We start from the raw sequence: 25,233 nt of genomic DNA on the forward strand, positions 1-25,233 counted from the left end.
CAGGTCTCCATTTGGCTAGGTTGGAACGATACCGTCGGGCAGAGCGCGCGAATACGCCGCGATCCCGCCGGCCGTCGTGATCCAGATATCGCTGCGCTTGGCAACGATCGCCTGCAGCGCACGTCGTAGCGGCCGCAAACGATGGGGCTGGCCGACCAGGTAGGGATGCAGTGCGATGCCCATCACGAGCGACTGCTTTCTGGATTGCGCCAGCATTTCCTCGAACGTGTCGGCGATCATGGTCGCAAACTGTTCGCCGCTGTCCTTTCGCCCGACGATCGAAGGGATGTCGTTCAGTTCCTGCGGGTAGGGGATGGACAGGATGCGTCCGCCATCTCGCGTCGAGAACCACACCGGCTGGTCGTCCATGCACCAGTCGAGCAGGTAGTGGTAGCCCGCTTCGACGAGAAGGTCGGGCGTGATTGCCGATTGAGATATCCACGGCCCGAGCCAGCCGAGCGGCCGCCGTCCTTCGGCGCGCGCGATGACGTCGGTGGCCTCTTCGATCAATCGCCGTTCTTCTGCCGGCGAAAGCACTCCCTGACGTTCGGAGTTGGTGCGTCCGTGGCCAACGATCTCGTCGCCACGGGCGCGAAAGGCGTCCATGACTTCCGGGCAGTAGTGATAAATGCTGCTATTCGCGAGCACGGAGAGCGGAAACTTCAAGTCGTCGAAAACGTCGATCAGTCGCCACACGCCGACGCGGTTGCCATAGTCGCGCCAGGCATAGTTGAGGACATCCGGCTGCGGACCGCCGGGGCAGAGCTCGGCGCCCAAGCCGTCGCCGAATGCGAAATGTTCGAGGTTGAGTCCGACATAGACGGCAAGCCGCTTTCCATCCGGCCACATGAAGTCAGGGCGGCGCGTGATCGCGCTATAGCGGTAGCGATCGTGGGAGGTCAGACCGCGAGCGGGATGTTCCGCTTGCGCGTATGTTGCACCGCCGAGAATGCCGCGCGGGATGGCCTGACCCGGTTCTGCCTCGATTTCCCGCTTCATCGGAATTTCCCCATCATCCGCGATCGCCGCTTGACATTCGTGGAAATGTGAAGAAAGTTTTTACTTCCGTCAAGACCGCGAAAACGGCGGCAGCGGACGAGAGGCGGCTGAGGAGCAGCCGTCAGGAGCGGGAGGATTGCAGAAATGAATTACGCAGGTATCGCTATGACCGGGTTCCGTCGCCGCGTTCTCTTGCAGGGCGCGCTTGCCATTCTCCTTGGCTCACTGCCGCTCATGGAGCACGCGCGTGCCGCTGAGCCGATCAAGATTGGGCTGGTCACTGCGCTGTCGGGTCAGTCGGCGCGTGCCGGCGAAGCGCTGACGCGCGGCGCCACGATCGCGATCGAGGACATTAACGCCAAGGGCGGCGTACTCGGCCGTCCGCTCGAGCTCGTTCGCCGCGATGATGAAAGCAATCCCGCGAAGGGACTGACTGCGGCGCGCGAACTGATTCAGCGCGAGAAGGTCGCGGTGCTGCTCGGCGGCCTGGATACGCCGGTCGAGCTGGCGATCGTGCCCTTCGTCAACAACGTGAAGGTACCGTTTGTCGTGCCGTGGGCGGCCGGAACCAACATCACCCAGAACGGCGCCGCATCGAACTACGTGTTCCGCGTCTCGGCCATGGACGACGAGGTCGACAAGGCGATCGTCGCGTTCGCGAGCAAGACCTATGGAGCGAAAAAGCCTGGCCTCATTCTCGTCAACAACCCCTGGGGTGAATCCAACGAGCACGGCCTGCGCGCCGCCATGAAGGCCGCCGGGATCGAGCCGGCCGGCGTGGAGAAGTTCGAGGCCAACGACGTCGACGTGGTCGCCCAGCTGTCGCGGCTCAAGCAGGGAGGCGCCGATGTTTTGTTCCTGGTCGGCAATGTCGGCCCATCGTCGCAGGTGGTGAAGTCGCTCGACCGCATGGGCTGGGCGCCGCCGATCGTATCGCATTGGGGACCCGCCGGCGGCCGCTTCACGGAGCTTGCCGGTCCGAATGCGAAGAACGTCGTCTTCGTGCAGACCTACAGCTTCTTCGGCGACCTCTCGCCGGTCGGCAAGCGCGTGATCGGCGAACTACAGGCGAAATATCCCGACATCAAGGGGCCTGCGGACGTGACCCCTGCGGTCGGCTTTGCCAACGCCTATGACAGCGTCATGGTGATCGCCAGCGCGATCCAGAAGGCCGGCAGCACCGATCCTACCGCCATTCGCGACGGCTTCTACGCCATCGATCGCGTGGAAGGGCTCATCAAGACTTACGAGAAGCCGTTTGCCCAGAACAAGCACGATGCACTGACCGCGCAGGACTACATTTGGGCTCGCTTCGAGGACAACCACATCCTGCCATTCACCAGGAACTGACGGATCCCGTCGTCCAGCAAGCAGATCGGGGTGGTCATCAATGTCATTTCTTTCGGCGATTATAACCGGAATGGCGCTGGGGAGCATGTACGGCTTGCTCGCGCTGGGCTTCCACGTCACCTACGCGGTATCCGGCACGGTCAACTTCTCACAGGGCAGTTCGATGACCCTGGGTGCCGTTGCCGGATACTTCTTCCTCGTCGTTTGGGGCTGGCCGGCCGCAATCGGCATCCCCGCCGTGTTGCTGGTCTGCGCGGTCTATGGCGTGCTCATCGAGCGTTTCGCGGTTCGTCCCTTCGTGGAGCGGGGATCGGACAACTGGCTGATGGCGACGGTTGCGGTCGGCATCATCGTCGACAATGTGATGCTGTTTGTGTTCGGCAAGGAACCGCGCAGCTTTCCGTCCGTGCTGGCGGCCAAGCCGATACAGATCGTGGAGGGAGCAGGGGTCTATCCCCTGCAGCTCCTGATTCCCGTCGTCGGGCTGCTGCTGGCGCTTGCGCTGCACCTCATCAGCCGCCGGACACGCCATGGCGTTGCCATGCTGGCAGTGGTGCAAAACCCGAACGCCGCGCGGTTGATGGGCATCAATGTCAGCGGTGCCATCGCCACGAGCTACGCGGTATCGGCCGTGTTGGCGGGCGTGGCCGCGCTCCTCATCGCGCCCTTGTTCAATGTGTCGTCCGAGATGGGCACACTGTTTGGCATCAAGGCGTTTGCGGCTGCGATCATCGGCGGCCTTGCCAGTTCCTGGGGCGTCATGCTGGCCGGGTTATGTCTCGGTCTGATCGAGGTGTTCGCGACGAACTATCTGGGTTCGGTCTACACCCAGATCATCACCTTTGCTTCCGTCATCGTCATTCTCGTCCTCATGCCGCACGGGTTGCTCGGCCGAGCCGGAGTTAAGAAGGTATGACCTCTCGCGCCTCCCTTCTCGTCGTAACTGCGGTGTTTGCGATTGCCATCGGCTATGCGGCCATCGCGGACAGCTATGCGGTCTTCCTGATCGCGACGATCTCGCTGACGGCGATCGCCTGTATCGGCCTCAACGTCCTGCTCGGCCTCGCGGGGCAGATATCGCTCGGGCATGTCGGCTTCATGGCCATCGGGGCGTACACGACCGTGCTGCTCATGGACAAAGCGGGCTGGCCCTATCTCGCAGCCACCGCGGGAGCGATCGTCCTGGTCGGTATCGTCGGCGGGCTGCTCGCGATGCCCGCTTTGCGCGTGCGGGGCCCGTATCTGGCGATGGTGACGATCGCCTTCGGATTCATCGTCGAGCACGTCACGATCGAATGGCGCGATCTCACCGGCGGCGGCAATGGCCTGGTGTTGAGCGCACCGCCGACCGTCTTCGGATATGCGCTCTCGGAGCGTTCCCTTGCCATTGCGGGCGTCGCACTTGTTTTCGCCTGCCTGATCCTGTTCGAAAAGTTGAAACGGAGCGGCTGGGGTTACGCGATGCGGGCGGCCCGCGATACGGAGGTCGCGACGCGCTCCCTCGGCATCGATCTGGTGCATGTCCGCGCGGTGGCGTTCGTCATCTCGGCGGCGGCGATGGCGTTGGCCGGCGCACTGTTTGCGCCGCTCCAAGGCTATATCAGCCCGAGCTCGTTTCCGTTCCTGCAATCGGTGCTGCTGCTGTTCGGCGTGATGGTCGGCGGCGCAGGTTCGACGCTCGGTCCGGTGATCGGCGCCGCGCTTGTCGTGCTGTTGCCGGAATTTCTGTCTGATCTCGCGGAGTATCGCCTGCTGGCCTTTGGCGTTCTGCTCTTCGTCGTGCTGAGGGCGGCGCCCTCCGGCATCATCGGACTGCTGGAGCAACTTGCTGCAAAATTCCTGCCGGCGCGGCAGTCGTCGGCTGAACCCGAAGTCGCCGCGGCGAATGTCGACGCGTCCAGCCTTGGGACGCGGAGCCGGGCAGGGCTCGATGTGACAAACCTCTCGATTTCGTTCGGCGGTGTCCGTGCAGTCCAGGACGTATCGTTCACGGCCCAGCCTGGTGCCGTCACCAGCATCATCGGCCCCAATGGCGCCGGGAAGACCAGCGCGCTGAACCTGCTCTGCGGCTTCTATCGACCAAAGTCCGGCACGGTAAGGCTCGGCGATCGCGATGTGACGGGCATGACGTCACATTTGCTTGCGCGCGTCGGCGTGGCGCGGACGTTTCAAACGACGCAACTATTCGGCTCCCTCACCATTCTGGAAAACATCCTGCTGGCCGAGAGGGTCGGCCGGCTTGGCGGCATCGTGTCCGCGCTTCGCAACGACACGACGGAAGGCTTTGCACGCTTCCTGCTGCGCTTTGCCGGCGTCGATGGCGACGTCGACCGGCTTGCCGATTCGCTGCCGCATGGCGAGAAACGGCTGGTCGAAATCGCCCGTGCGCTGGCGCTGCGACCCCGGATCCTGCTGCTCGATGAGCCTGCGGCGGGTCTCTCGAAGGGCGACAAGCAGCGCTTGACCGCGCTCCTGCGTCGTATCGCCGATCTCGGCATTGCCGTGATCATCGTTGAACACGACATGCCGATGATCATGTCGCTCAGCGATCTCATTGTCGTGCTTGATGCCGGCAAGCGTATCGCGATCGGCGACGCCGCGGCGATCCGCAACGATCCGCTTGTTCGCAAGGCCTATCTGGGGGACGCCACGCCGGGAGAGCGAAGCCGCGCGCCGCGCCCGGCGATGCAGGGCATCGCCCTCGAGGTCAGGGCGCTCGACTCGTTTTATGGCCTGTCGCGCGCGTTAAGCGGAATCGACCTCACCGTCGCGCCGGGCGAGGCCGTGGCCGTGCTCGGCGCGAACGGTGCCGGAAAGACCACCTTGATGCGATCGATTGCCGGCCTCGAGCCGCCCCGATCGACGGGTGAAGTCCGGCTCGCGGACAAGCGCATCGACAAGCTGCCCGCGCATATTCGCGCTCGCTCCGGCGTCGTGCTGGTGCCCGAAGGGCGGCAGGTGTTTCCCGAGCTGACGGTGAAGCAGAATCTCCGGCTCGGCGCCTTTGCGCGCAAGGGCGTCGATCTCGATGCTGAAATCGAGGCGATGTTCACGCGCTTCCCCCGATTGAAGGAGCGTATTGACCAGCGCGCCGGCCTGTTGTCCGGCGGCGAGCAGCAAATGCTCGCGGTTGCGCGCGGACTTCTGACGGCACCAAAGATATTCATGCTCGACGAGCCATCACTGGGCCTGGCACCGCTCGTCGTCGATGAACTGTTTGCCTCCTTTGAACGGTTGCGAAGCGAGGGGATGACCATCATCGTGGTCGATCAGATGGCAGGACATGCCCTTGCCTTGGCCGATCGCGCCTATTTGCTGGAAACCGGCGCGATCCTGAAGAGTGGCGTCGCCGGGATCATTGCCGAGGATCCGCTGCTCGAAGCCGCCTATCTCGGCGGGGAGGCCCAGGCCGGCGCCGCGCCGCGGTTCGCGGCCCAGGCATCCTGAGGGAGGAGAAACGGCGGATGTTCCTCGGGGACCACGATTCCAACGGCAAGCCGCGGGATGGCTCCGATTTGAGCGATTGGCGCGGAGATGCCGGGGCGGCGACGGTCTCTGCGGCCGTGGAAGTTGGGCTTCTCGCCAAGAAAGCGCTCTGCGATCGAGCTGCGGGCCATGTCGTGGCGGCCTTCGAGCGTTCGTTCTACGCGACGCTCGACGGAAATTGGATCTGCGTTGGACAGCTCGACATCGGCTCAGGACCGTTGCATCTGCTCGGCAGGGTCGATCTGTCACGGCTGGCAGTCGGCGACGCCGTGCGGGTCGCGGATTCCATTCTCTGGGTCGCCGGCGCGCCGTTCCTGAAACTGGCCTCGGCGTCCAGATGGGCGCCGCGTGCGGTGCCACACTGGTCGGAAAGCAGTCTGCGGCGCGGTCTGCATGCAGTCGACGAAGTCTGGAGAGGGGATCTGACGGCGGGTGGTCTGGCCTCCGCGGGATCCGGATGGATTCCGGTCGAAGCATCTGCGCTGGTTCAGGCCGCCAGGCCCGGACTTGTCGCCCTGGCGCGTATCCTTGCGGGTTCGGTCGGTGAGTCGGACGACATGTCGGGGCTTCGGAGCTTGATCGGACTCGGGCCCGGTCTTACGCCATCCGGCGACGACCTGATCGGCGGTGCGCTGATTGCGTTGGCCGCACTTGGCCGCATCGAATGTCGCGATGCGTTATGGGGCCGTTGTCGTGCGCTGATCGAGCGCACCAACGATGTCAGCGGAGTCCATCTGCAGGCTGCGGCGCAGGGTTACGGTGCGGCCGCATTGCATGACGCCATCCACGCGGTGATGGGTGGTACCGCGCGACTTCATCAAGCTCTCAACGCGTTGACTGCGGTCGGGCATACCTCCGGGCTGGACGCATTTGCGGGCAGCCTCATCGTTCTGCGCCACGCCATTCGAAAGCAGTGACGCGAGCGCTGCGGCCTCTCCTCAAGTTTCGGGTTCTCCCAGACTGCTCCGGACGAAGTTCGGAGCTCTTTTTTGCGATCGATATTCACCTGGAGAAAGTCCGGCAACGCGACAGGGCATCCAGATTCGCGTTCACGAGATTCCGCGCTTGACTAAGTAAGTATTCTCTTATTATCTCGACGAAACGAGAACAGGTTTATTAGGGCTGGAGACGATGACGGATCAGGAAGCACCGCAGTATCAGCTGTTGCTGGCGAGCAAGGTCGAAGTCGTAAATGTCGGGCTGGAGGGGTTCGTGAAGGACCTGCGCGACTGCGGCATCGACGTCGTCCATGTCGACTGGAAGCCGTCGGCGGGCGGGGATCCGCAGATGGCGGCCCTGCTTGCAAAGCTTGGTGTGTGAGGGCGCGCCGATGAAGTTGATTGATGACGCAAATGACCAGGCGCTGGCTCGCATCCTCGAAGGTGAGCCGCGGCTGATCGACATCGTTCCCGCGGGACAATTGATCAAGGACCTGCGTGACCGAATGATCCTTCACGCCGGCCCGCCGATCACCTGGGAGAGGATGTGCGGCCCGATGCGGGGTGCGGTGGCAGGCGCGATCGTCTTCGAGGGCTGGGCGCAGGATCTTCGTTCCGCGACCGAGCTCGCCGCCGATGGCGGAATCGAATTTCATCCGAACCATCATTTCGGGGCCGTTGGCCCGATGACCGGCATGACGACGAAGTCGATGCCGTTGTTCGTGGTCGAGAATGCGCGCTTCGCCAATCGCGCCTATTGCGCGATCAACGAGGGCCTCGGCAAGGTCATGCGCTTCGGCGGCAACGACGCGAGCGTATTGCAGCGGCTCGCCTGGTTGCGCGACGTTTTCGGGCCGGTTCTGGGCAAGGCGATCCGTGCCGCCGGCGGTGTAGACCTGAAGGCGATCGTTGCGCGGGGGCTGTCGATGGGCGACGAGCTGCATCAGCGCAATCTTGCCTGCTCGAGCATTTTCCTCCGTGAGATCGCGCCCTGGATGGCGCGAACGTCGACCGACAATGCGACTCTTGCCGAATGCCTGGCGTTCATCGGGCAGAACGATCAGTTCTTCCTGAACATTGCCATGGCGATGGGCAAGGTGATGACCGATCCCGCGAATGGCATCCGTGGCTCGACCGTCGTCACGACAATGTGCCGCAACGGGACCGACTTCGGAATCCGCGTCAGCGGGTTGGGCGAACAGTGGTTTACGGCTCCGGTCGAAATGCCGGAGGGGCTCTACTTTGCCGGCTATTCCGAGAAGGATGCCAATCCGGACATGGGCGATTCCGCAATCGTCGAAACGATCGGCTTGGGGGGATTTGCGATGGCGGCGGCGCCGGCGGTCGCAGGATTCGTGGGCGCCGGCGCACCGTCCGAGGCCGGTAACTTCACCCGCTCGATGGGCGAAATCACCATTGCGCAGAATCCGGAATGGACCATTGCCGCGCTGGACTTCGCCGGTGTGCCGACGGGCATCGACATCCGTTTGGTCGTCGATTCCGGCGTGGTGCCGGTCATCAACACCGGCATCGCCCATCGCGAGCCCGGCATAGGTCAGGTCGGGGCAGGTGTGGTCAAGGCGCCGTTGGCGTGTTTCGAGCAGGCAGTGCGCGCCATCGCCAGCGATTTGGGGGTGTCATGAACGCCATCGTCCTGAACGAAATCCGCCAGGGATTCTATCTCGATTCAGTAGCGTTGATGCGACTGTCCCGCGAGGTGGCCGCGTCTCCCGGCGTCATTGAGGCGGCGTTGATGATGGGGACGCCGTCCAATGCGGCGATCATGCGCAACGCAGGCTTGCTGGACGAGCGCGTCGCCGTGAAGGGCAACGATCTCGTGATCGCGGTAAAGGCCAAAACCGAACCTGCCGCACGTGATGCCCTCGACGGCGCGATCAAGTCGCTCGACAAGCCGAAAAGCCAGGGCGAAGCGCAGACCGCATGGCGACCGCACACGATCGCCGCGGCGGTGAAGCTCAGGCCCGAGATCAATCTTGCGCTGATCTCCGTCCCCGGCGATTTCGCGGCTGCCGAAGCCAGAAAGGCGCTCAATCGCGGCCTGCATGTCCTGATGTTCAGCGACAACGTGTCGCTCGAGGACGAACTGTCGCTCAAGCTGCAGGCGCGCAAAGCCGGCCTGCTGATGATGGGCCCTGATTGCGGAACGGCCGTCATCGGCGGAGCGCCGCTGGCGTTTGCCAACAAGCTCAGGCGCGGCAAGATCGGAATCATCGGCGCGTCGGGCACCGGAACGCAGGAGGTCTCATGCCTGATTTCGGAAGCCGGTGAAGGAATCTCTCATGCCATCGGGGTCGGCGGGCGCGATCTGAAGAAGGATATCGGCGGAATCACGACGCTGATGGCGATCGATGCGTTCGATTCCGATCCGGGCACGAGCCATGTCGTGCTGATCTCGAAGCCGCCGCATCCCGACGTCGCCAGGTCGGTTCTGGAGCGGATCGGGAGAAGCGGGAAGTCCTTTACGGTGTGCTTTATCGGGGCTTCGGAAGTTGCGCTGCCGCCGAATGCCCGCTTTTCGCCAACGCTCAAAGGCGCCGCCGAGTTGGCGCTGGGAGGCAAGAAGATCGGTGAAGAATTCGACGCGGGCGCCGTTGCCGCGCGGCTTCCGCGGAGGACCGGTCGGGGTGGGATCGAGGGGTTGTTCGCCGGCGGAACGCTTTGTGCCGAAGCTCAGGTGATCCTTGCGTCCGCAGGTCGCAAAGTGGCGTCGAACGCGGCGATTCCCGGCGTCCCCAAGCTCGACGCCGAGCCGGACGGCGGCCGGGACCGGCTGATCGACCTCGGCGATGACGAATATACACGTGGTCGACCGCATCCGATGATCGACCCTTCCGTGCGTGATGAAGCGTTGCGTGTCGCGCTCAAGAACCCAGATATCTCGGTGATCCTGCTCGATCTGGTGCTTGGCTATGGCGCGCATGCCGATCCCGCCGGGCATCTGGCGAGCATCGTTGCCGATCGCGGGCAGGATGCTCCGGCGCTGATCGCCTCCGTCGTCGGCACCGAGGCGGATCCGCAGGTTCGCTCGGCGCAGGTCAGGAAACTGGAGCGGGCCGGAATCGTCGTCGCGCCGTCGAACGCGCAGGCGTGCGAACTCGCAGTCGCCATCGCCAACAATGCCTGGAGGTAAAGGAAATGCGTACGCTCAATGATGTGCCGCGTCGCCTTGTGGTTGCAATTGGGGGCAATGCGGTTCATCCCGAAGACATCCGCGGCACCTCCCAGGAGCAGAAGTCCGTCGCGCAAAAGACCGCGGAAGCGCTGCTGCCGCTTGCGCAGCTCGACAATGAGCTGGTCATCACGCACGGTAACGGCCCGGTTGTCGGCAAGATCATGATGCGCCAGATGCTGACGATGAACCGTATTCCGCCGATGGACATGGACATCTGTGTCGCGCACAGCCAGGGCGGCATCGGCTATCTTTTGATGCAGGCGATCGAGAATGCCCTGCGTGAACAAGGCAACCAGAGGCATGTGGCAAGCCTGCTGACGCAGGTGGAGGTCGACAAGGACGATCCCGCGTTCACAAACCCCACGAAGTTCGTTGGGCCCTTCTTCGCCGAAGATGAAGCCAGGAAGATCAGCGTCGAACTCAACTGGGCGATGCGAGAGGACTCGGGGCGAGGCTGGCGTCATGTCGTGCCTTCGCCGAAGCCCAAGCATGTCTGTGACATCTCGCTGGTCGATGCATTGGTCAAGCGGGGAACGATCGTCATTGCCGGAGGCGGTGGCGGCGTTCCCGTTATTCGCGACGCCAGGGGCGTACGCACCGGTGTACCGGCGGTCATCGACAAGGATCTGACGTCGGCCCATATCGCGAATGTCCTTGGGATTGAAGAGTTGCTGATCCTGACGGCCGTGCCGCGCGTCGCGGTGAATTTCGGAAAGCCGAACAAGAAGGAGCTGGATCAGGTCGGCCTCGACGAAATCAAGGCCTATCACCGCGAAGGCCACTTTCCCCCAGGAAGCATGGGGCCCAAGGTCGATGCTGCCATCCGGTTTCTCGAGCGGGGCGGAAAGCGCGCGATCATCAGTCACCTCGATTGCGCAATGGCAGCGCTACGAGGCGAGACAGGGACGCACGTGGTTCAATAGCGGTCCGACCGACGCGGCTCGTTATCCGCCGACTTGGCGTGGTCACTTCCGGCACCACCGCGCTACTAACGATGAAGATCGTCTCCGCTTATCACTTCGGAGTTGTCGATTTCCGCGCGGTTTTCGTCGGACTTGAGATGGAGATCGCCGAGTCTCCAGCCTTGTCCGCGGGTTTTTGGCGTCGGGAAAATTTGGTAAAATGATGGAACCCGGAAGCCTCCACAAGCTTGAATCCTGGACCCCAAGTTAGGAGCCCGGCCATGCATGGAATGAGCGGATCGCCGTTTTTCGTGCCTTATGGCGCGGATGAAACAATCTACCGGGTCGTGGACAGCAGGGGCGCGGGAAGCGAAACGGAGGTCGAGCGAACCGATCTCAACGCTGTGATCGCCGATTTTCTCGCGGGCCAGTTTAACTGCCCCATCCGTGTCGTAGCCTTCAATACCCTGGAGCATTGGACCGAGGATGTGTCGCGAGAGGTTGCGGCAGAAATTCAGGCCCAATCCGATATGGATTCCGTACCGGTGCCCGAGCATCTGAAAGACTTCGTCGAAAAATATGCGGGTTCGACCGATCGACACGGTCCAATCACCTTGGCCTTGGCGGGAGGCTCAACTCATGGCCGATCAGCATCAAGTTAATGCGATAATGGCTAGCACTATTTGCGGTTGCCTCAAGGAGAACGCCGATCGGCGAATTGATCCTGAGGAAGCCAAGCACATTGCAAAGTGTATCGTTGCAGCCCTCACTGAAGCGGGTCTCGCGATTGTCGTGGCAGCCACGCCCGCATCGCAGGGCTCCCGCTAACCTCATAGCGGACGTGACGATCCCGTTCGCTGGGGTTGCAACGAGGCATTGCCTTAAGGGGATTGGCTCGACGACCGCGTTCTTGCGCGGCTGCAGATGGAGATCGAAAAGTCACAAAGCCGCCAGCCGTAGCACCAATACAGGAGGGAGCGCCATGATGCACAAAGCCTTTTCGGAGTTGGATGATCAGGAACGGCATGTTCTGCTGATAATGGCCGATTTCGCGATCGCGACGTTCTCGTCGGCGTTGGTTGTTGGGATAATACAGGGCGTTGTCGGTCTGCTGACTTGAGCGCCGGCGTTGGGAGTGTGATCACAGCGGAGGCTTGACCCGCCTTGGATTGCCGGGGTCCAGGACCGTCACGGTGGCAGTCATGCCTGCGCTTAGAGTGACGCCCTTGGGTACGTCGTCTATCGCGATACGGACGGGGATGCGCTGGGCCAGTCTCACCCAGCTGAACGTCGGGTTGACGTTGGCGATCAGCTCGCTGCCGACGACGTTGTCACGATCGGTGATCGCGTGCGCGATGCTCTGGACATGGCCGGACAACGGCTTGTTGAATCCCATCAGGCCGATCAAAGCCTTGTCGTCGATCTCGATGTGACGCAGCTTGGTTTCCTCGAAATAGCCGGCAACATAGTAGGAGTCGCTGTCAACGACGGCCACCATGGGCCGTCCGGCGGTCGCGTAGTCGCCGCGATCGACCAGCAGGTTTGTGACGTGGCCGTTGACCGGAGCGCGTACGACGGTGCGGGCCAGATTGAGCTTGGCCACGGCGGCGGCCGCAACGGCCTGATCATAGGCCGCTCGCGCCGACAATGCCGCGGTTCGAGCCTGATTGAGCGCTTCTTCCGATATCGCCGCGGAACTCAGTCGCTCCCGACGGTGAAGTTCCTCGTCACGCTGATCGAGGACGCTCTCTGCGCCGGACTGTGCTGCCTCCGCCGCCGACAGGGCGAGTTCGTAGCGCGCCGGATCGATGGTGAACAGGACGTCACCGATCCTGACGTCCTGATTGTCCTTGACGGAAATGTCGACGACCATGCCCGCGACGTCAGGGGCGACCATGACGACGTTGGCGCGCACGCGTCCATCGCGCGTCCAGGGGCTCTCCTCGTAGGTTCGCCACAGGTACCATCCGGCGATGGCAGCGATTGCCACGACCACCGCGGTGACGGAAATCCGAATCAGGGAGGTTACGTTTGGCATGACTGGACTGTCTCGCAAGAGCTAGAGCGTTACGGCGATGAAGGCGCCGAGCAGAATCACATACAGCGCGGCATTGAACAGAGGCGGATGCCAGACGAAACGATAGGCGCCGGTTTGTGCGAGCAGATGGCGCAGAATTGCCCACGCGATGGCGGTTCCCGCGAGATAGCCAAGCAGGGGCGGTAGATAGACGCCGTCCAGCGAAATTTCCTTGATCATGCCATCACCGGTTCGTTCGAGGTCAATTGAGTCACGGGCTTCGGCAAGCCGAAGAAGCCAGGATGCTGCTCGAGAGTCATTTCGATCGCATGCAAGGCTTCCGCCGTCCGAATGAGAAGCACGTCATCGTCGAGCGATAGAACGGCACGATATGCAGCCTCCAGCACCGGGAGCAAAGGCACGGTTCGCCAGTCGCGGCCCGCGCGGGCAAAGTGCTCGCGGATGGCGGCAAGCGCGTTCTCGACGATCACGGCGGCCGGTTCCGGCAGTTGTGGTCGATAGGTACGAAGCGCCAGGATGTTCAGCGCGATACGAAGGCTGGCGAGGCCACCCTGCATGACGGTTCGGTGTTCCGGATCCGTCGGATCCAGGCGCATCAGCAACGCGTTGATCCGGTCGAAGATCCGGCTTTCGAGCGCTGTACGCAGCTCGATGGTTGCGGTTTCCGTGGCGCGTGCGAGGTCCCCCATCATCCCGCGGATCAAACGCCGCACCATCCATTCGGTACCGAGCGGACGCAGCAGGGTCAGCGCCGTGGCGCCGATCCAGATGCCGACGACATAGCTCAAGCAGTTGTTCAGAAACGCCGGAAAATCGTAATGCATTTCGTTTGAAATGCCGATCAACCCGCCGCCTGTGAAGATCACCGGCATCACGAAGGGAGCTCTGGCCGGGATGGTCAGAAGCAGACCGCAGGTAAGGTAAAACGGCGCCAGCGCGATAACCAGGGCCGGAAAGGTGGTCAGTGGCGGCAGCACCAGGAAGAGATAGAGGCCTGCAATCACCGCGCCGACAATGCTCATCCTGAGAAAGATCGCCGCGGCTGCCGCGGGTTCGTCGCGACCGCCCATGATGGCGCACATGATCCCGGCGAAGGTGACGGCCGTGGGACCGTTGGGCCAGGCGGTCGCGATCCAGAAGGCGCTCGCGACCAGGACGGTGCCCGCCGATATGGCTCCGGCGATCGCCGCGAACGTCAGGTCGCGATAGGGCCGGAACGCAGGCGCGGCGTCGCCGTCCGGGAGCGGGAGTCCCGCACGGATATGCGTGCGTATCCGCACGGCTTCTCGCCACATGCTCAACACATCGAGCAGCCTCTGCAGGATGCTGCGAACCAGGAAGGCGTCGGGCCGGTCCCGCAATGCCTGACGCGGAGGCAGTTGCGTTTCGATGTAAGCCGCAAGCTCGATTTCCCGATCTTCGACTTGCCGGGACTGTTCCGGAGTTTCCGCCTTGGCCGAGCCGTCGATGTGAGCGACCACGCGTTCGATCGTCGGGCGCAGCATGTCGGCGGTCCCGGGCTGGCGCTGCCGCAGCAGGGCCAATCGGTCGCAGAGCGAGACGAGCAATGCCAGCAACGAGAGGAGCTTGCCTTCGAACTGGCGTATCACGGTGTCGATGGCCTTGATGGCCGGCGTATCGAGCGTGGCAAATACCCTGAGGGTGCCGAGCGAGACCACCGTTGCGATGATCTGCCGCCGATCCCCGAGTTCCTGGGCGTCGCCCTGCTGGCCGCGAAGCGCGTCGGCGGCCCAGCGCGCCATGTTCGGAAGCGTGGCGTCGAGGGTCTTGCGCAATGCGTCGCCGGCGCGCTGCGGAAGAACCAGGTTATGCATCAGGGTGCCGCAGACAATGCCAAGCATGATTTCGAGGCACCGCGCCACCGCGAAATCGAACGCGCCCTCCGGGGCGAGCGCGGCGGGAAGACCGATGATTGCGGCCGAATAGCCGGCCAGCATACCCGTATAGGCCTGCGGGGCGTCGCGTAAGTATACCGTGACGGAAGTGCCTGCGCCGATCCAGAGCGCAAGGACGAGGCAAAACAGCTCACGTGAGTTGGCGAACAGCGCCACAAATGCCAGCGACGCAACAACGCCGATGAGCGTGCCCAGGATACGGTAGAGGGATTTGGCCAGCACCATTCCGGCAAAGGGCTGCGAGACGACGTAAACCGTCGTCATGCTCCAGCTCGGTTGAGAGAGGTTCAGCCGAAACGCGATGTAAAGCGCCAGCATCGCCGCGACGAATGTCTTCAGCGCGAAGGAGACTTGGCGCCAGGTGAATTGTCGAGCTGCGTTGAGCATGGCCGGGGGTCAATCTACCGGCAGTATGTCCTGTTCAGGATTTCGTGGAAGGTTCAAAGTAGCCGGACGAAGGGTTAATTTGGGACAAGCCGCGCTTGGCGGCGGTCCGCCGCTGTCTCCAGGGGTGTCCCACCGTTGCTTCCTGCGATCTTCCGCGAAGGCAGGTCAGTGTGCCAGGCCCCTGGGGCCCTTCATGTCGGTCACGATCGTTTGCAGGAGCTCCGCCGCGGCGGGCGGCAGGGCGCGCCCCTTGCGCGAAATGACGTGGGTCTGGCCACGGTAGAGCAGCGCGTTTTTCATCGGCAGCGCGATAACCTTGGCGGCGTTCGCAGGCGTCATGACCAGGTGCGACGCGAGCGCGTAGCCCAATCCGGCGCTTACGAAATGACTTATCGCATCGAATGACGCGGCCGTTAGCGAGATGTTGAGGCGCACGCCCTCGCTGATTTCGGCGGCTTCGACGTGCTGTCGTATGCCGAAGCTGCGGTGTACCGCGGCGCCGGGGTAGGGGGCCAGGTCAGCCAGCCGGAGGGGCCGACCGAGCTGCGCGAGCGGATGCGACCGCAACAGCCAAGCCCGAATGGGGTGCGACTGCGAGTGGTGCGACTGCAGCCGTTCGTCTTTCGGCGGCCGGAACAGAATGCCGACATGCGCGCGCTCGTCGATGATGCGCTGCACGATTTGATCGGTGCTTCCGATGTCGATATCTACGGTAATCGAAGGATGGGCGCGCATGAAGCCGCTTATGCACTTCTGCATCAGCCAATCGACGTAACCTTCGCCGGTCACAATGTCGATGTGGCCGCTTTCGATCTTGCGAATGCTGTCCATCTGCGCGAGCAGACTTTGCTTTTCGCTATGCTGGCGGCGCAGATAAACTGCCAGCAACCGGCCTGCATCGGTCGGAGTCAGGCCGCGACCTCGACGCTCAAACAGCTGCGTGCCACACTCCTGTTCGAGCAAGCCCACAGCCCGGCTAACGGCCGAAGCATCCATGCCGAGCGCACCTGCGGCGCCGCGCACAGATCCGCTTTCCAGCACCTGCATGAAATAGCGCAGACGGCGTATCTCGAGCTTTTCGTCCATTGCGTCGTTCCACGGCATCGAGAATGTTGCATAAAATGCAACGATTATCTTGCTGAGATGTCATTGATGCAAGGTAATTCTTCGGTTTCAATCAAATCCCGGAAATTCACCGTTCACAGGCTTCATTTGTTGAGCCGACATTGCATTGGGGTGTTCCGATCATGACATCGACTTCCGCGTCCGTTGTTTTCGAGCCGCTTGAACAGGCCGGCTTGAGCAAGTTCAAGATTTTTCTCGGGGTATTGATTGTTGTGGCCATCGCCGAAACGATCGGAATCGTTCAGTTCCAGATCGGGCCGGGCAAGGTTCTGTTGCAGCCGATGATGTGGGCGCTGCTGATCGCGGCGGCGTGGGGCATCGCATCACCTTATCTTCCGAAGCCGGTGCGGGTCGGGCTGGGTTTGCAGGTTTATGCAGGGCAGTTGCTCAATGCCGGGCTGTTGCTGTTCATCATCAAGATGGGCTTCACCGTAGGCGGTGCTCTGCCGGAAGTGCAGAAGGCCGGTTGGGCGCTCATCTTTCAGGAGTTCGGCCACACCTTCGGGACGTTGGCTCTCGGTCTGCCGCTCGCTTTGCTGCTCGGTGTCAAACGGGAAGCAGTCGGCGCGACTTTCTCCATCGGCCGTGAAGGCAATCTTGTGATTATCGGTGAGAAATACGGCATGAACTCGCCGGAAGGCCGCGGCGTGCTTGCCGAATACATCACCGGCACCGTTCTCGGCGCGCTGTTCATTGCGTTACTGGCCGGCTTTGTCGCCAGCCTGCATATCTTCCACCCGAAGTCATTGGCGATGGGCGCCGGCGTTGGATCTGGCAGCATGATGGCCGCGGCGGTCGGCGCGATCAACGGCCAGAGCCCGCCCGAGATGGCGAAGGAGCTGATCGCGATCGCTTCGGCGGCGAACCTGATGACCGCAGTCCTGGGATTCTACTTCGCGCTGTTCTTCTCGCTGCCGGCTTGTTCGTGGCTCTATGACAAGCTGGAGCCTGTGCTTGGACGGTTCTCGAACTTCAAGTCAGGGGCGGATTCTGGCCCTTCGATTGCAAGCGCCAACGAAACGCAACATGGCCATTTCGGCTTCTTCGATTCGCTGTTGGGCTGGCTGATCGTCGGTTGCGGTGTGCTCATCGGTAATTCGCTCGCTTACAATGTTCCGCTGCAGTCGACATGTATCGGCGTCCTGATCGCCCTCGGGGTTGCACTGCTGGTTGATGTTCTCTCGCGCCTGTTGCGGAAAGTGCCGCATATCCTGATCCTGGTGGCCGTCACAACCGTGCTCGGCATTCCAGGCCTGCTGCCATTTTCCAACGCCATGATTGCGGCGGTGGACAAGCTGAACTTCCTCGCCTTCACGACGCCCGTCCTGGCGCTCGCGGGCTTCTCGGTCGCGAAGGATGTACCGATCTTCAAGCAGTTGAGTTGGCGGATCGTGGTCGTGTCTCTGACAGCCGCCGCCGGCACCTTCATTGGTGCGACCCTAATTGCAGAATTTTTCCATCGTTAACCAACGGATAGGCTGAACGAACATGTCCAGGGAATTTGGAATTGAAGACGACATTTGCGGCCGCATGGTGGGCTGGCGTCATGACCTCCACGCCAATCCGGAAACGGCGTTCGAAGAGCACCGGACCGCGCAGGTCGTGGCCGACGCTCTGACGGAGATGCAGATTTCCGTCCATCGCGGTCTCGGCGGGACCGGGGTGGTGGGGACCCTGAAGAACGGCGAGGGGCCGTCCATCGCGCTCCGGGCGGACATGGATGCGCTCGACATGCAGGAGCTCGGCACGACTGCGCACAAGTCAACGCGCGCGGGCAAGATGCACGGCTGCGGCCACGACGGACACACGGCGATGCTGCTCGGCGCCGCCGTTCACCTGGCGCGGCAGCGGCCGTTTCGCGGCACCGTGCACTTCATCTTCCAGCCTGCCGAGGAAAACGAAGGCGGCGGCAAGAAGATGGTCGATGAAGGGCTGTTCGAGAAGTTTCCCGCCGACGCCGTCTACGGCATGCACAACATTCCGGCGATGCCGCGCGGCAAGTTTGGAATCAGGACGGGTATCGCGACGGCATTCCTCGATACGTTCGAGATCGAGGTGACCGGCAAGGGCTGCCACGCGGCCGCACCCGAAACCGGAATCGATTCGATCGTGATCTCGGCGGGCCTCATCAACGCCCTGCAAAGCATTGTCAGCCGCCGGATCGGCGCGGTCGAGTCGGCCGTCGTGACCGTCACGCAGATTCATGGCGGCGACACCTGGAATGTCGTTCCCGAGAAGGTGATCCTGCGAGGCACGGTGCGCACGTTGGACGCTGGTGTGCAGGATCGGGTGGAAGCGGCGATGAAGGAAGTCTGCGTAGGCATCAGCCAGGCCCATGGCGCGAAAATCGATCTTCAATACATGCGCGGCTATCCAGGCGTCATTAACACCCCGGCCGAAACGGACGCCGCGGCGGCTGCCGCGAAGAGTCTCGTTGGGCCGGATCAAGTGATGACCGATGTAAAGCCCGCGATGGGTTCGGAGGATTTCGCCTTCATGCTGCAGAAGTGTCCCGGCGCCTATATCTGCATTGGGGCGGGCGAAAGCGCCAACGATCCACCACTCCACAACCCCTATTACGATTTCAACGACGCTATCCTGCCGCTGGGCGCCGCGTATTGGGTTGAACTGGTCAAGCAACAACTGCCGGCAAGCTGATGCTATCGGTCTTCGACATCTTCAAGATCGGCATCGGCCCGTCGAGTTCCCATACCGTGGGTCCGATGCGAGCTGCGGAACAGTTTGTGCGGCTGCTCGACCGCGAGGGGCTGTTGACCCGGACGGCGCAGGTGCGGACGGACCTTTACGGATCGTTGGGGGCGACCGGGCGCGGACATGCGACCGATCTTGGCGTGATCCTCGGCCTGCTCGGAGAAACCCCTGACGCGGTCGATCCGGCCGCCGTGATGCCCAAGCTCGCGGAAGTGCGGCGCTCGGGGCTATTGCGTCTGCTCGATCGTCATCCGGTCGCGTTTCGGCGCGGACGCGATATCGTATTTCGCGCGGAGGAGTCGTTACCGGAACATCCCAACGGCATGCGCTTTGTGGCGCTGGCGACCGATGGCTGGGTGCTGGCGGAGCGCGTTTTCTTCTCGGTTGGCGGTGGGTTTGTGGTCGAGCGCGGCGTCGGCGACGCCGCGGCAGATGTCGGCACCAACCATCCGGTCTGGCCGTACCCGTTCGGTACCGGCAGCGAACTGGTCGCGCAGGCGGAGTCGAGCGGTCGCTCGATTGCGGAAGTGGTGCTTGCCAACGAATGTGTATGGCGGCCGGAAGCCGATGTGCGTTCCGGCGTGCTGAAGATCTGGAACGCCATGCGGCAATGTGTGCAACGTGGGTTCGGCATCGACAACGACGGCGCAGCCGAACCGCTGCCGGGTCCTCTGAGCATACGCCGTCGCGCACCGGGCCTCTATCGTGAGCTGCTGACACGCAACGGAGGCATCGGCGGTGCCGATCCGCTCGCGGCTATGGATTGGGTGAACGCGTTTGCGATGGCCGTGAACGAGGAAAATGCGGCAAGGGGTCGCGTTGTCACGGCGCCTACCAATGGCGCCGCGGGCGTAATCCCGGCGGTGCTGCATTACTATTCGAGATTCGTTCCCGATGCGTCCGATGACGGCGTCGTGGCGTTCCTGCTGACGGCGGCCGCCATCGGCATGCTCTACAAGGCGAACGCGTCGATCTCGGGGGCCGAAGTGGGCTGCCAGGGAGAGGTCGGCGTGGCCTGCTCGATGGCCGCCGGCGGCCTGGCGGCGGTGCTTGGCGGCACGCCGGCGCAGATCGAGAATGCGGCCGAAATCGGCATGGAGCACAATCTTGGGCTCACCTGCGATCCGGTCGGAGGTCTGGTCCAGATCCCGTGCATCGAGCGCAACGCGATGGGAGCGATGAAGGCGATCAATGCGGCCCGCATGGCGCTGCATGGAGACGGCAAGCACTACGTTTCGCTCGACGCCGTCATCAAGACCATGTTGCAGACCGGCGAAGACATGAAGTCCAAGTACAAGGAGACGTCGCTTGGCGGTCTCGCCGTGAACGTCGTGGAGTGCTGACGCGGTCGGTGCACGTGGCCTGAAACGGGTCGTCCTGCAAGTCCGAGCTTCGCTGTGCAGGTGTCGCAACGCCATACGTGCCGCCTGCGGTCAGCCAAATGCGTGTTGGTTCCACGCCTGCGTCGCAGATGGTGGGACAGGGGGGATGAACCATTGAACGGAGAACGAACGTGACGATCAGCGCGGGGAGGAGACTGTACGAGCGAGACAATCCGCCGGCGTGCCGGCTGCCCCCGGATTTCGACCGGCCGATCTATCCTGCTCAGGCGATTGCCGCGATTGTTGCCGAACTCGGGCAGCAGGGCGTGCAGGCTTCCGTTGCGTTGGCCGGCACAGGCCTCGATGAAGCTCAGCTCAACGTCCACACGACCAGAATTTCCTATCGGCAGATCGACATAGTCGTTCGCAATACACTCCGCTTGTCGAGCGATCCAGCCATCGCGTTTCGCGCCGGCCAACGCATGCACGTGACCGCGTACGGGATGTACGGCTATGCGCTGCTGAGCAGTGCGACCTATGCCGAGGTCCGCGATTTCACCAATCGCTACATTCGGGTGGTCGGCCCGTTCTGCGATGCAAGGTATTCCAGCGATGGCGTGACGGCGGTCTGCGCATTCGAGCCGCTACATTGGCCGAATCCGAACGAGGATACCCATCGCTTCGCGGTGGAGTTCACCTTGTCGGCACATCTAACCACCATGAGGGACCTGGCCGGAGATGGCTTCGGGTTTTCCCGGGTGACGCTTGCCTATCCAGAGCCGGCCCAGGCGCGGCTCTACGAACACCTGTTGGGCTGCCCGGTTCGGTTCATGCAGCGCAGTACCGAATATCGCTACGAGCTGTCGCGCGCCGATGGCCCGATGATGCTTGCCGATCCGCGTTCCCACGGCATGGCGCGCGAAATGTGTGACCATCTTCTTGACGAGGTCAACCGGGCTGGAGGCGCCGCGGCGGACATCAGGCGGATCCTGATCGGGGAGCCCGGCAGACATCTCAGTATCGAATTGATCGCCGAGAAGCTCTCGATGCATCCGCGGGCGTTGCGGCGCAAGCTCGAGGCGGAGGATACGTCCTATCGCGAACTCCTGGCGGAAGTGCGGATGCGCCTGGCGATCGAATACCTGCGCAAAACCGCCATGACCAACGAAGAGATCGCCCGGCGGCTGGGGTATAGCGACGCGGCGAATTTCCGGCACGCGTTCATACGGTGGACCGGCAGAAGCCCATCCGATTTCCGGGTTTCGGGGAATTCCCATTCTGCGCTGCGTAGCCCGGCTAGCGCCGGCCCTGTCCAGAAGTAACCCGCTGGCTGGTCTGGCGGAACCTCCCCCCGGTATTGATCCGTACTTAGACTGGTTTGCGGTTTGGCAGGATATCGGGAGCGGAAGATTGCGGATATCGCTGATTTGAAGACGGCGGCGCGACATGGCGACCATATGTCGTCGGTGCCCAATGTCCCGTACAGCGCGCGACCGCGACACCGAGACCGACGTTCTGCCCCGAACTGAACCATCCACGAATGGTCGAATGTGGCGGTCGTGGTGGCTGTACAAGGCCCCGAGGTTCTCGCTCTGGGGCGCCTTCCGTACTCCAGCCGCGGCCGCACCGCTGCTGTGGTGCCCCCACGGGTTGGGCGTCTCCGGACTGGCCGCGCTTCACCGCTGGAGCGCGGCCAATTTTTTGGTGTGCACCAGGAGCAACGGCCATCAATTGGGCCGCCATGCCGTCACCAGGAATTCCCCTGAACTGAACTGGCTCGCACCGGACCGGCGCCTATCCGAAAATGTTTCTCTCGCGCATTTGTGCGATTGCCGCGTCGTCGTAGCCGGCCTCGCGCAGGATCTGTTCGCTATGCTGGCCGAGCGCGGGCGGCTTGCGCGGCGTCACCTTCCTCGAGCCGGTGACGAAGAACGGGCTGTTGACCGTCATCAGGGTATCTCCCTCGAACGGGATCAGGACTTCTGTGTCGAGGGCCTGCTTGTCGCTCGCGACCTGGTCCATGGTCGCCACTGCCTCGAACACCAGGCCGTTTTCCTTGAACAACGCCTGCCAGTCGCCGCTGTCGCGGGTGGCGAAGGCCGCGTCGAGGGCCGCGATCAGCTCCCGCGAGTTCTTGGAGCGCGAGGCCCGGTCCGCGAAGCGCGGGTCGATGACCAGTTCCTCGTGGCCGAGACATTTGGCGAGAACGGGAAAGTGCTTGTCCTCGTTCACCAGCGCCAAAAGCAGCCAGCCACCATCCCGGCACTGATAGTAGCAGGAAAGCGCGTTGAAGCTGTGGTCGCGCGGTGGACGCGGCTGGAAGGTCGCACCGCACAGCGCTGCCTGTGTCCATACGCCGTTTGCCCACATGCCGTTGGCGATCAGCGACGATCCGACATGCGCGCCGCGGCCGGTCTTCTCACGCTGATAGAGCGCCAGCATGATCGCCGCGAACAGCGAGATGCCGGAGGGGTGATCGCCCATACCGCTCAGCGCGCGCGCCGGAGTGGCGCCGGCATTCGGAACCACCTGATCCATCAGGCCGGAACGCGCCCAGTACGCGGTAAGGTCGAAACCGGGCTTATTCGCCTCGGCGCCGGTCTCGCCATAACCGGTGAAAGACGCGTAGATCAGCCGGTCGTTCAGCGCCGAGAGCCGTTCGTAGTCGATACCCAGCTTCTTGCGGATCGCGAGCGGCTGGTTGGTGATGAAAACGTCGGTATCCTTGACGAGTCTGTGTAAAACTTCCTGCCCTTCCGGCGAAGCCAGATTGAGGGCGAGGCCGCGCTTGTTGCGATTGTCCAGCAGCCATCCATAGTTGTGCTCGGACTTCGGCATGCCGGGATTCCTGGTCACATGCCGGTAGGCATCGCCGGTTCCCGGCGGTTCGACCTTGACGACATCGGCTCCAAAGTCCGCCAGCACGGTGCCCGCGATTGCCGCGGCAATGAAACTGCCGCAATCGATGACCTTCAAGCCTTCAAGAATGGTGGTCATGGCGTCTTCTTCCTGATCTGCAGCGTTTGTTGCGACTGGAGTCCGTTGTTCGATGCGGCTGTCTTGCGGTCGACCTGCGCGTGCCGCCACGGGCTGCCATCATCCGAGGCTGGTCTGGTCTCCGTCGACGGGGATCGCTTGCCCGGAAATATTTCGTCCGCTGTCGCCGACGAGAAAGAGAACAAGCCCCGCGATGTCTTCGGCCCTAACCCCGCGTCGCAGTGATATGCGCTGCAGCGCTCGTTCGTGCAGGGTATCGTAGGAGACGCCGATGGAATCGGCCTTCTCACGCATCACGCGCTCGACGCGCGGGCCTTCGACCATTCCCGGCTGAATGGCATTGACGCGGATGCCGAATGGCCCAAGCTCAATCGACAATGTCTTCGTGAACCCGATGATGCCCCATTTGGCCGCTGCATAGGCGGCCCGTTTCGGATAGCCGAGCCGGCCGCCGATCGACGACATGTTGACGATGCTGCCGCCGCCTGCGGCACGCAGCAACGGGATCGCGCGCCGCGAGCAGAGGAAATGGCCGTCGAGATTGACGGCGAGGGTTCGGCGCCAGTCGTCGAGCGACAGTTCTTCCGCCGGCAAGGTCGGGCCCGAGATGCCGGCATTGTTGACGAGGATGTCGAGGCCGCCGAGTTGTCGCTCGATCTGGCCGAATAGCGCATCAACCTGCGCTTCGTTAGCGACGTCGGCCTGAATCGCGAGATTGGCACCGAACGCCGCTGCATAGTCGGCGACCGCCACGGCGTCGACGTCGCAGACCATGCAGCGGGCGCCGGCTTCGGTCAGTTGCTCTGCGATGACGCGGCCGATTCCGGAAGCCCCCGCCGTCACCAATGCGGTTTGCCCTCCAAGCGAGCCGGTCATGACTGAGGTTCACCGTGGTGGGAGGCAACCGTTGCCAGCGCGTGCAGCAACGCAAGCTGGGCGTCGTCGCGCTGGCGCTCCATCTGCGGGATCGGCGTCTTGCCGAACGAGGCCGCGGCCTGGGCGACCACGCGTTGTTTGAGCCCGTCGTCGAGGTAAACCGGCGAAATCACCTGGAACGAAGCCGCCATGTTTTTTCCGAGGTGCTCGAAGAAGGACTCCAGCCCCTTCGGTCCGCCCCCCATGTGGAACGAGCTGAACGGCCCGTTCACGGCCCACCGCAGGCCGATCGAACTGGTGACGATGTCGTCCAGTTCATCGACGGTAACCACGCCTTCCTGCACGAGATAACACGCCTCGCGCATGATCGCGCGCTGCAGCCGGTTGGCGACGAAGCCCTGGATCTCCTTCTTGAGCACCCGGGGCACCTTGCCGAGCGCTTCGTAGAACGCGACCGCGTCGGCGGTAGCCTCCGGGGCAGTACGCTCGCCCGGAACGACCTCGACCAGCGGGATCAGATGCGGCGGGTTGAACGGATGGCCGACGAGCAGGCGGCTTGCGTCCTTCATCTTTTGTGACTGCTCGGTGGCCGGGCGGGCCGAACTCGACGATAGCAACAGTGCGTGCTTCGGGACGACCAACTCGATACGCGCCCACAACTGCTGCTTCCATTCGGCGCGTTCGGGACCATTCTCCTGCACGAGGTCGGCGCCGGCCATGGCGCGTTCCAGGTCGGGCTCGAAGCGCAGGTTCCTGTCCAGCGATTCGTGGGGTAGCCCGAGGGCGCGCAGGGTCGGCGCGATCTTGATCAAGCCGGCCTTGACCGTTGCCTCGATGTCGGGCTGCGGGTCGTTGACAACAACATTCAGCCCGTGGGCCAGGAATAGGGCGGTCCACGAAGTGCCGATCACGCCGGCCCCGATGACGCAGACGTTGCGATAGCGGCCGAGCACGGCCGCATGGTTCGCTGGTGTCGGCATGGCTTTCCCTCC

General features: G+C 62.9%; 22 protein-coding genes. 14 read left to right on the forward strand and 8 right to left on the reverse strand.

Annotated features, from left to right (window positions below; translation table 11 throughout):
• Positions 1 to 15 precede the first annotated feature (15 nt).
• The gene (locus FFI89_RS09165; RefSeq protein WP_246669489.1) at positions 16 to 849 is read right to left on the reverse strand and encodes a polysaccharide deacetylase family protein; all 834 of its coding nucleotides are present in this window, start codon (positions 847 to 849) and stop codon (positions 16 to 18) included.
• Between the two features lie 384 nt (positions 850 to 1,233).
• Here FFI89_RS09165 and FFI89_RS09170 point away from each other — a divergent pair, with 384 nt between their 5' ends.
• From FFI89_RS09170 to FFI89_RS34285, 10 genes are all read left to right on the forward strand, one after another.
• Positions 1,234 to 2,349 (forward strand): ABC transporter substrate-binding protein, encoded by a 1,116-nt coding sequence (locus FFI89_RS09170; RefSeq protein WP_246669490.1) that lies wholly within the window; start codon positions 1,234 to 1,236, stop codon positions 2,347 to 2,349.
• A gap of 40 nt (positions 2,350 to 2,389) precedes the next feature.
• Positions 2,390 to 3,265, forward strand: coding sequence for a branched-chain amino acid ABC transporter permease (locus tag FFI89_RS09175; RefSeq protein ID WP_138834862.1), 876 nt, complete (start codon positions 2,390 to 2,392; stop codon positions 3,263 to 3,265).
• Positions 3,262 to 5,796: a branched-chain amino acid ABC transporter ATP-binding protein/permease gene (locus FFI89_RS09180; RefSeq protein ID WP_138834864.1), complete on the forward strand. Its 2,535-nt coding sequence runs from the start codon at positions 3,262 to 3,264 to the stop codon at positions 5,794 to 5,796. Before FFI89_RS09175 ends, FFI89_RS09180 begins: the two co-directional genes overlap by 4 nt.
• 17 nt (positions 5,797 to 5,813) lie before the next feature.
• Positions 5,814 to 6,752, forward strand: coding sequence for a DUF2877 domain-containing protein (locus tag FFI89_RS09185; protein WP_138834866.1), 939 nt, complete (start codon positions 5,814 to 5,816; stop codon positions 6,750 to 6,752).
• 214 nt (positions 6,753 to 6,966) lie between these two features.
• Positions 6,967 to 7,155 (forward strand): hypothetical protein, encoded by a 189-nt coding sequence (locus FFI89_RS09190; RefSeq protein WP_138834868.1) that lies wholly within the window; start codon positions 6,967 to 6,969, stop codon positions 7,153 to 7,155.
• A 10-nt stretch (positions 7,156 to 7,165) separates the two neighbouring features.
• The gene (locus tag FFI89_RS09195; RefSeq protein ID WP_138834870.1) at positions 7,166 to 8,416 is read left to right on the forward strand and encodes a DUF1116 domain-containing protein; all 1,251 of its coding nucleotides are present in this window, start codon (positions 7,166 to 7,168) and stop codon (positions 8,414 to 8,416) included.
• Positions 8,413 to 9,924, forward strand: coding sequence for an acyl-CoA synthetase FdrA (fdrA, locus tag FFI89_RS09200; protein WP_138834872.1), 1,512 nt, complete (start codon positions 8,413 to 8,415; stop codon positions 9,922 to 9,924). Before FFI89_RS09195 ends, fdrA begins: the two co-directional genes overlap by 4 nt.
• Before the next feature lie 5 nt (positions 9,925 to 9,929).
• The gene (arcC, locus tag FFI89_RS09205; RefSeq protein WP_138834874.1) at positions 9,930 to 10,889 is read left to right on the forward strand and encodes a carbamate kinase; all 960 of its coding nucleotides are present in this window, start codon (positions 9,930 to 9,932) and stop codon (positions 10,887 to 10,889) included.
• A 260-nt stretch (positions 10,890 to 11,149) separates the two neighbouring features.
• On the forward strand, positions 11,150 to 11,530 hold the full coding sequence (locus FFI89_RS09210; protein ID WP_210249097.1) for a hypothetical protein: 381 nt from the start codon (positions 11,150 to 11,152) through the stop codon (positions 11,528 to 11,530).
• A gap of 320 nt (positions 11,531 to 11,850) precedes the next feature.
• Positions 11,851 to 11,988, forward strand: a complete 138-nt coding sequence (locus tag FFI89_RS34285) for a hypothetical protein (protein ID WP_168212843.1) — start codon at positions 11,851 to 11,853, stop codon at positions 11,986 to 11,988.
• Between the two features lie 21 nt (positions 11,989 to 12,009).
• On the opposite strand, the gene FFI89_RS09220 is transcribed toward FFI89_RS34285, so the two are convergent.
• The 4 genes from FFI89_RS09220 to FFI89_RS09235 all read right to left on the reverse strand — a co-directional run bounded on the left by FFI89_RS09220 (position 12,010) and on the right by FFI89_RS09235 (position 16,295).
• Positions 12,010 to 12,906, reverse strand: coding sequence for an HlyD family secretion protein (locus FFI89_RS09220; RefSeq protein ID WP_138834878.1), 897 nt, complete (start codon positions 12,904 to 12,906; stop codon positions 12,010 to 12,012).
• A 21-nt stretch (positions 12,907 to 12,927) separates the two neighbouring features.
• Complete coding sequence (locus FFI89_RS09225) at positions 12,928 to 13,125, reverse strand: DUF1656 domain-containing protein (RefSeq protein WP_138834880.1); 198 nt, start codon at positions 13,123 to 13,125, stop codon at positions 12,928 to 12,930.
• Entirely contained in the window at positions 13,122 to 15,209 is a 2,088-nt protein-coding gene (locus FFI89_RS09230; RefSeq protein ID WP_138834882.1) for an FUSC family protein, read from the reverse strand. The genes FFI89_RS09225 and FFI89_RS09230 overlap by 4 nt, the downstream gene beginning before the upstream one ends.
• 165 nt (positions 15,210 to 15,374) lie before the next feature.
• Positions 15,375 to 16,295, reverse strand: a complete 921-nt coding sequence (locus FFI89_RS09235; protein ID WP_138834884.1) for a LysR family transcriptional regulator — start codon at positions 16,293 to 16,295, stop codon at positions 15,375 to 15,377.
• 161 nt (positions 16,296 to 16,456) lie between these two features.
• Between FFI89_RS09235 and FFI89_RS09240 the strand changes: the two genes are divergently transcribed.
• The 4 genes from FFI89_RS09240 (at position 16,457) to FFI89_RS09255 (ending at position 21,690) form a co-directional block, all read left to right on the forward strand.
• On the forward strand, positions 16,457 to 17,800 hold the full coding sequence (locus tag FFI89_RS09240; RefSeq protein WP_138834886.1) for a DUF3100 domain-containing protein: 1,344 nt from the start codon (positions 16,457 to 16,459) through the stop codon (positions 17,798 to 17,800).
• A gap of 22 nt (positions 17,801 to 17,822) precedes the next feature.
• Entirely contained in the window at positions 17,823 to 18,992 is a 1,170-nt protein-coding gene (locus tag FFI89_RS09245) for a M20 aminoacylase family protein (protein WP_138834888.1), read from the forward strand.
• Positions 18,989 to 20,389 (forward strand): L-serine ammonia-lyase, encoded by a 1,401-nt coding sequence (locus FFI89_RS09250; protein WP_168213151.1) that lies wholly within the window; start codon positions 18,989 to 18,991, stop codon positions 20,387 to 20,389. The genes FFI89_RS09245 and FFI89_RS09250 overlap by 4 nt, the downstream gene beginning before the upstream one ends.
• Before the next feature lie 170 nt (positions 20,390 to 20,559).
• A complete protein-coding gene (locus FFI89_RS09255; protein WP_246669397.1) occupies positions 20,560 to 21,690 on the forward strand; it encodes an AraC family transcriptional regulator in 1,131 nt (376 codons plus the stop codon).
• 472 nt (positions 21,691 to 22,162) lie between these two features.
• On the opposite strand, the gene FFI89_RS09260 is transcribed toward FFI89_RS09255, so the two are convergent.
• The 3 genes from FFI89_RS09260 to FFI89_RS09270 all read right to left on the reverse strand — a co-directional run bounded on the left by FFI89_RS09260 (position 22,163) and on the right by FFI89_RS09270 (position 25,221).
• Complete coding sequence (locus FFI89_RS09260; protein ID WP_138834892.1) at positions 22,163 to 23,365, reverse strand: CaiB/BaiF CoA-transferase family protein; 1,203 nt, start codon at positions 23,363 to 23,365, stop codon at positions 22,163 to 22,165.
• Between the two features lie 99 nt (positions 23,366 to 23,464).
• Entirely contained in the window at positions 23,465 to 24,241 is a 777-nt protein-coding gene (locus FFI89_RS09265; RefSeq protein ID WP_138834894.1) for an SDR family oxidoreductase, read from the reverse strand.
• Positions 24,238 to 25,221: a 3-hydroxyacyl-CoA dehydrogenase NAD-binding domain-containing protein gene (locus tag FFI89_RS09270; protein ID WP_138834896.1), complete on the reverse strand. Its 984-nt coding sequence runs from the start codon at positions 25,219 to 25,221 to the stop codon at positions 24,238 to 24,240. The genes FFI89_RS09265 and FFI89_RS09270 overlap by 4 nt, the downstream gene beginning before the upstream one ends.
• Positions 25,222 to 25,233: the final 12 nt, after the last annotated feature.

The organism is Bradyrhizobium sp. KBS0727, from assembly GCF_005937885.2.
Taxonomy (GTDB): Bacteria; Pseudomonadota; Alphaproteobacteria; order Rhizobiales; family Xanthobacteraceae; genus Bradyrhizobium.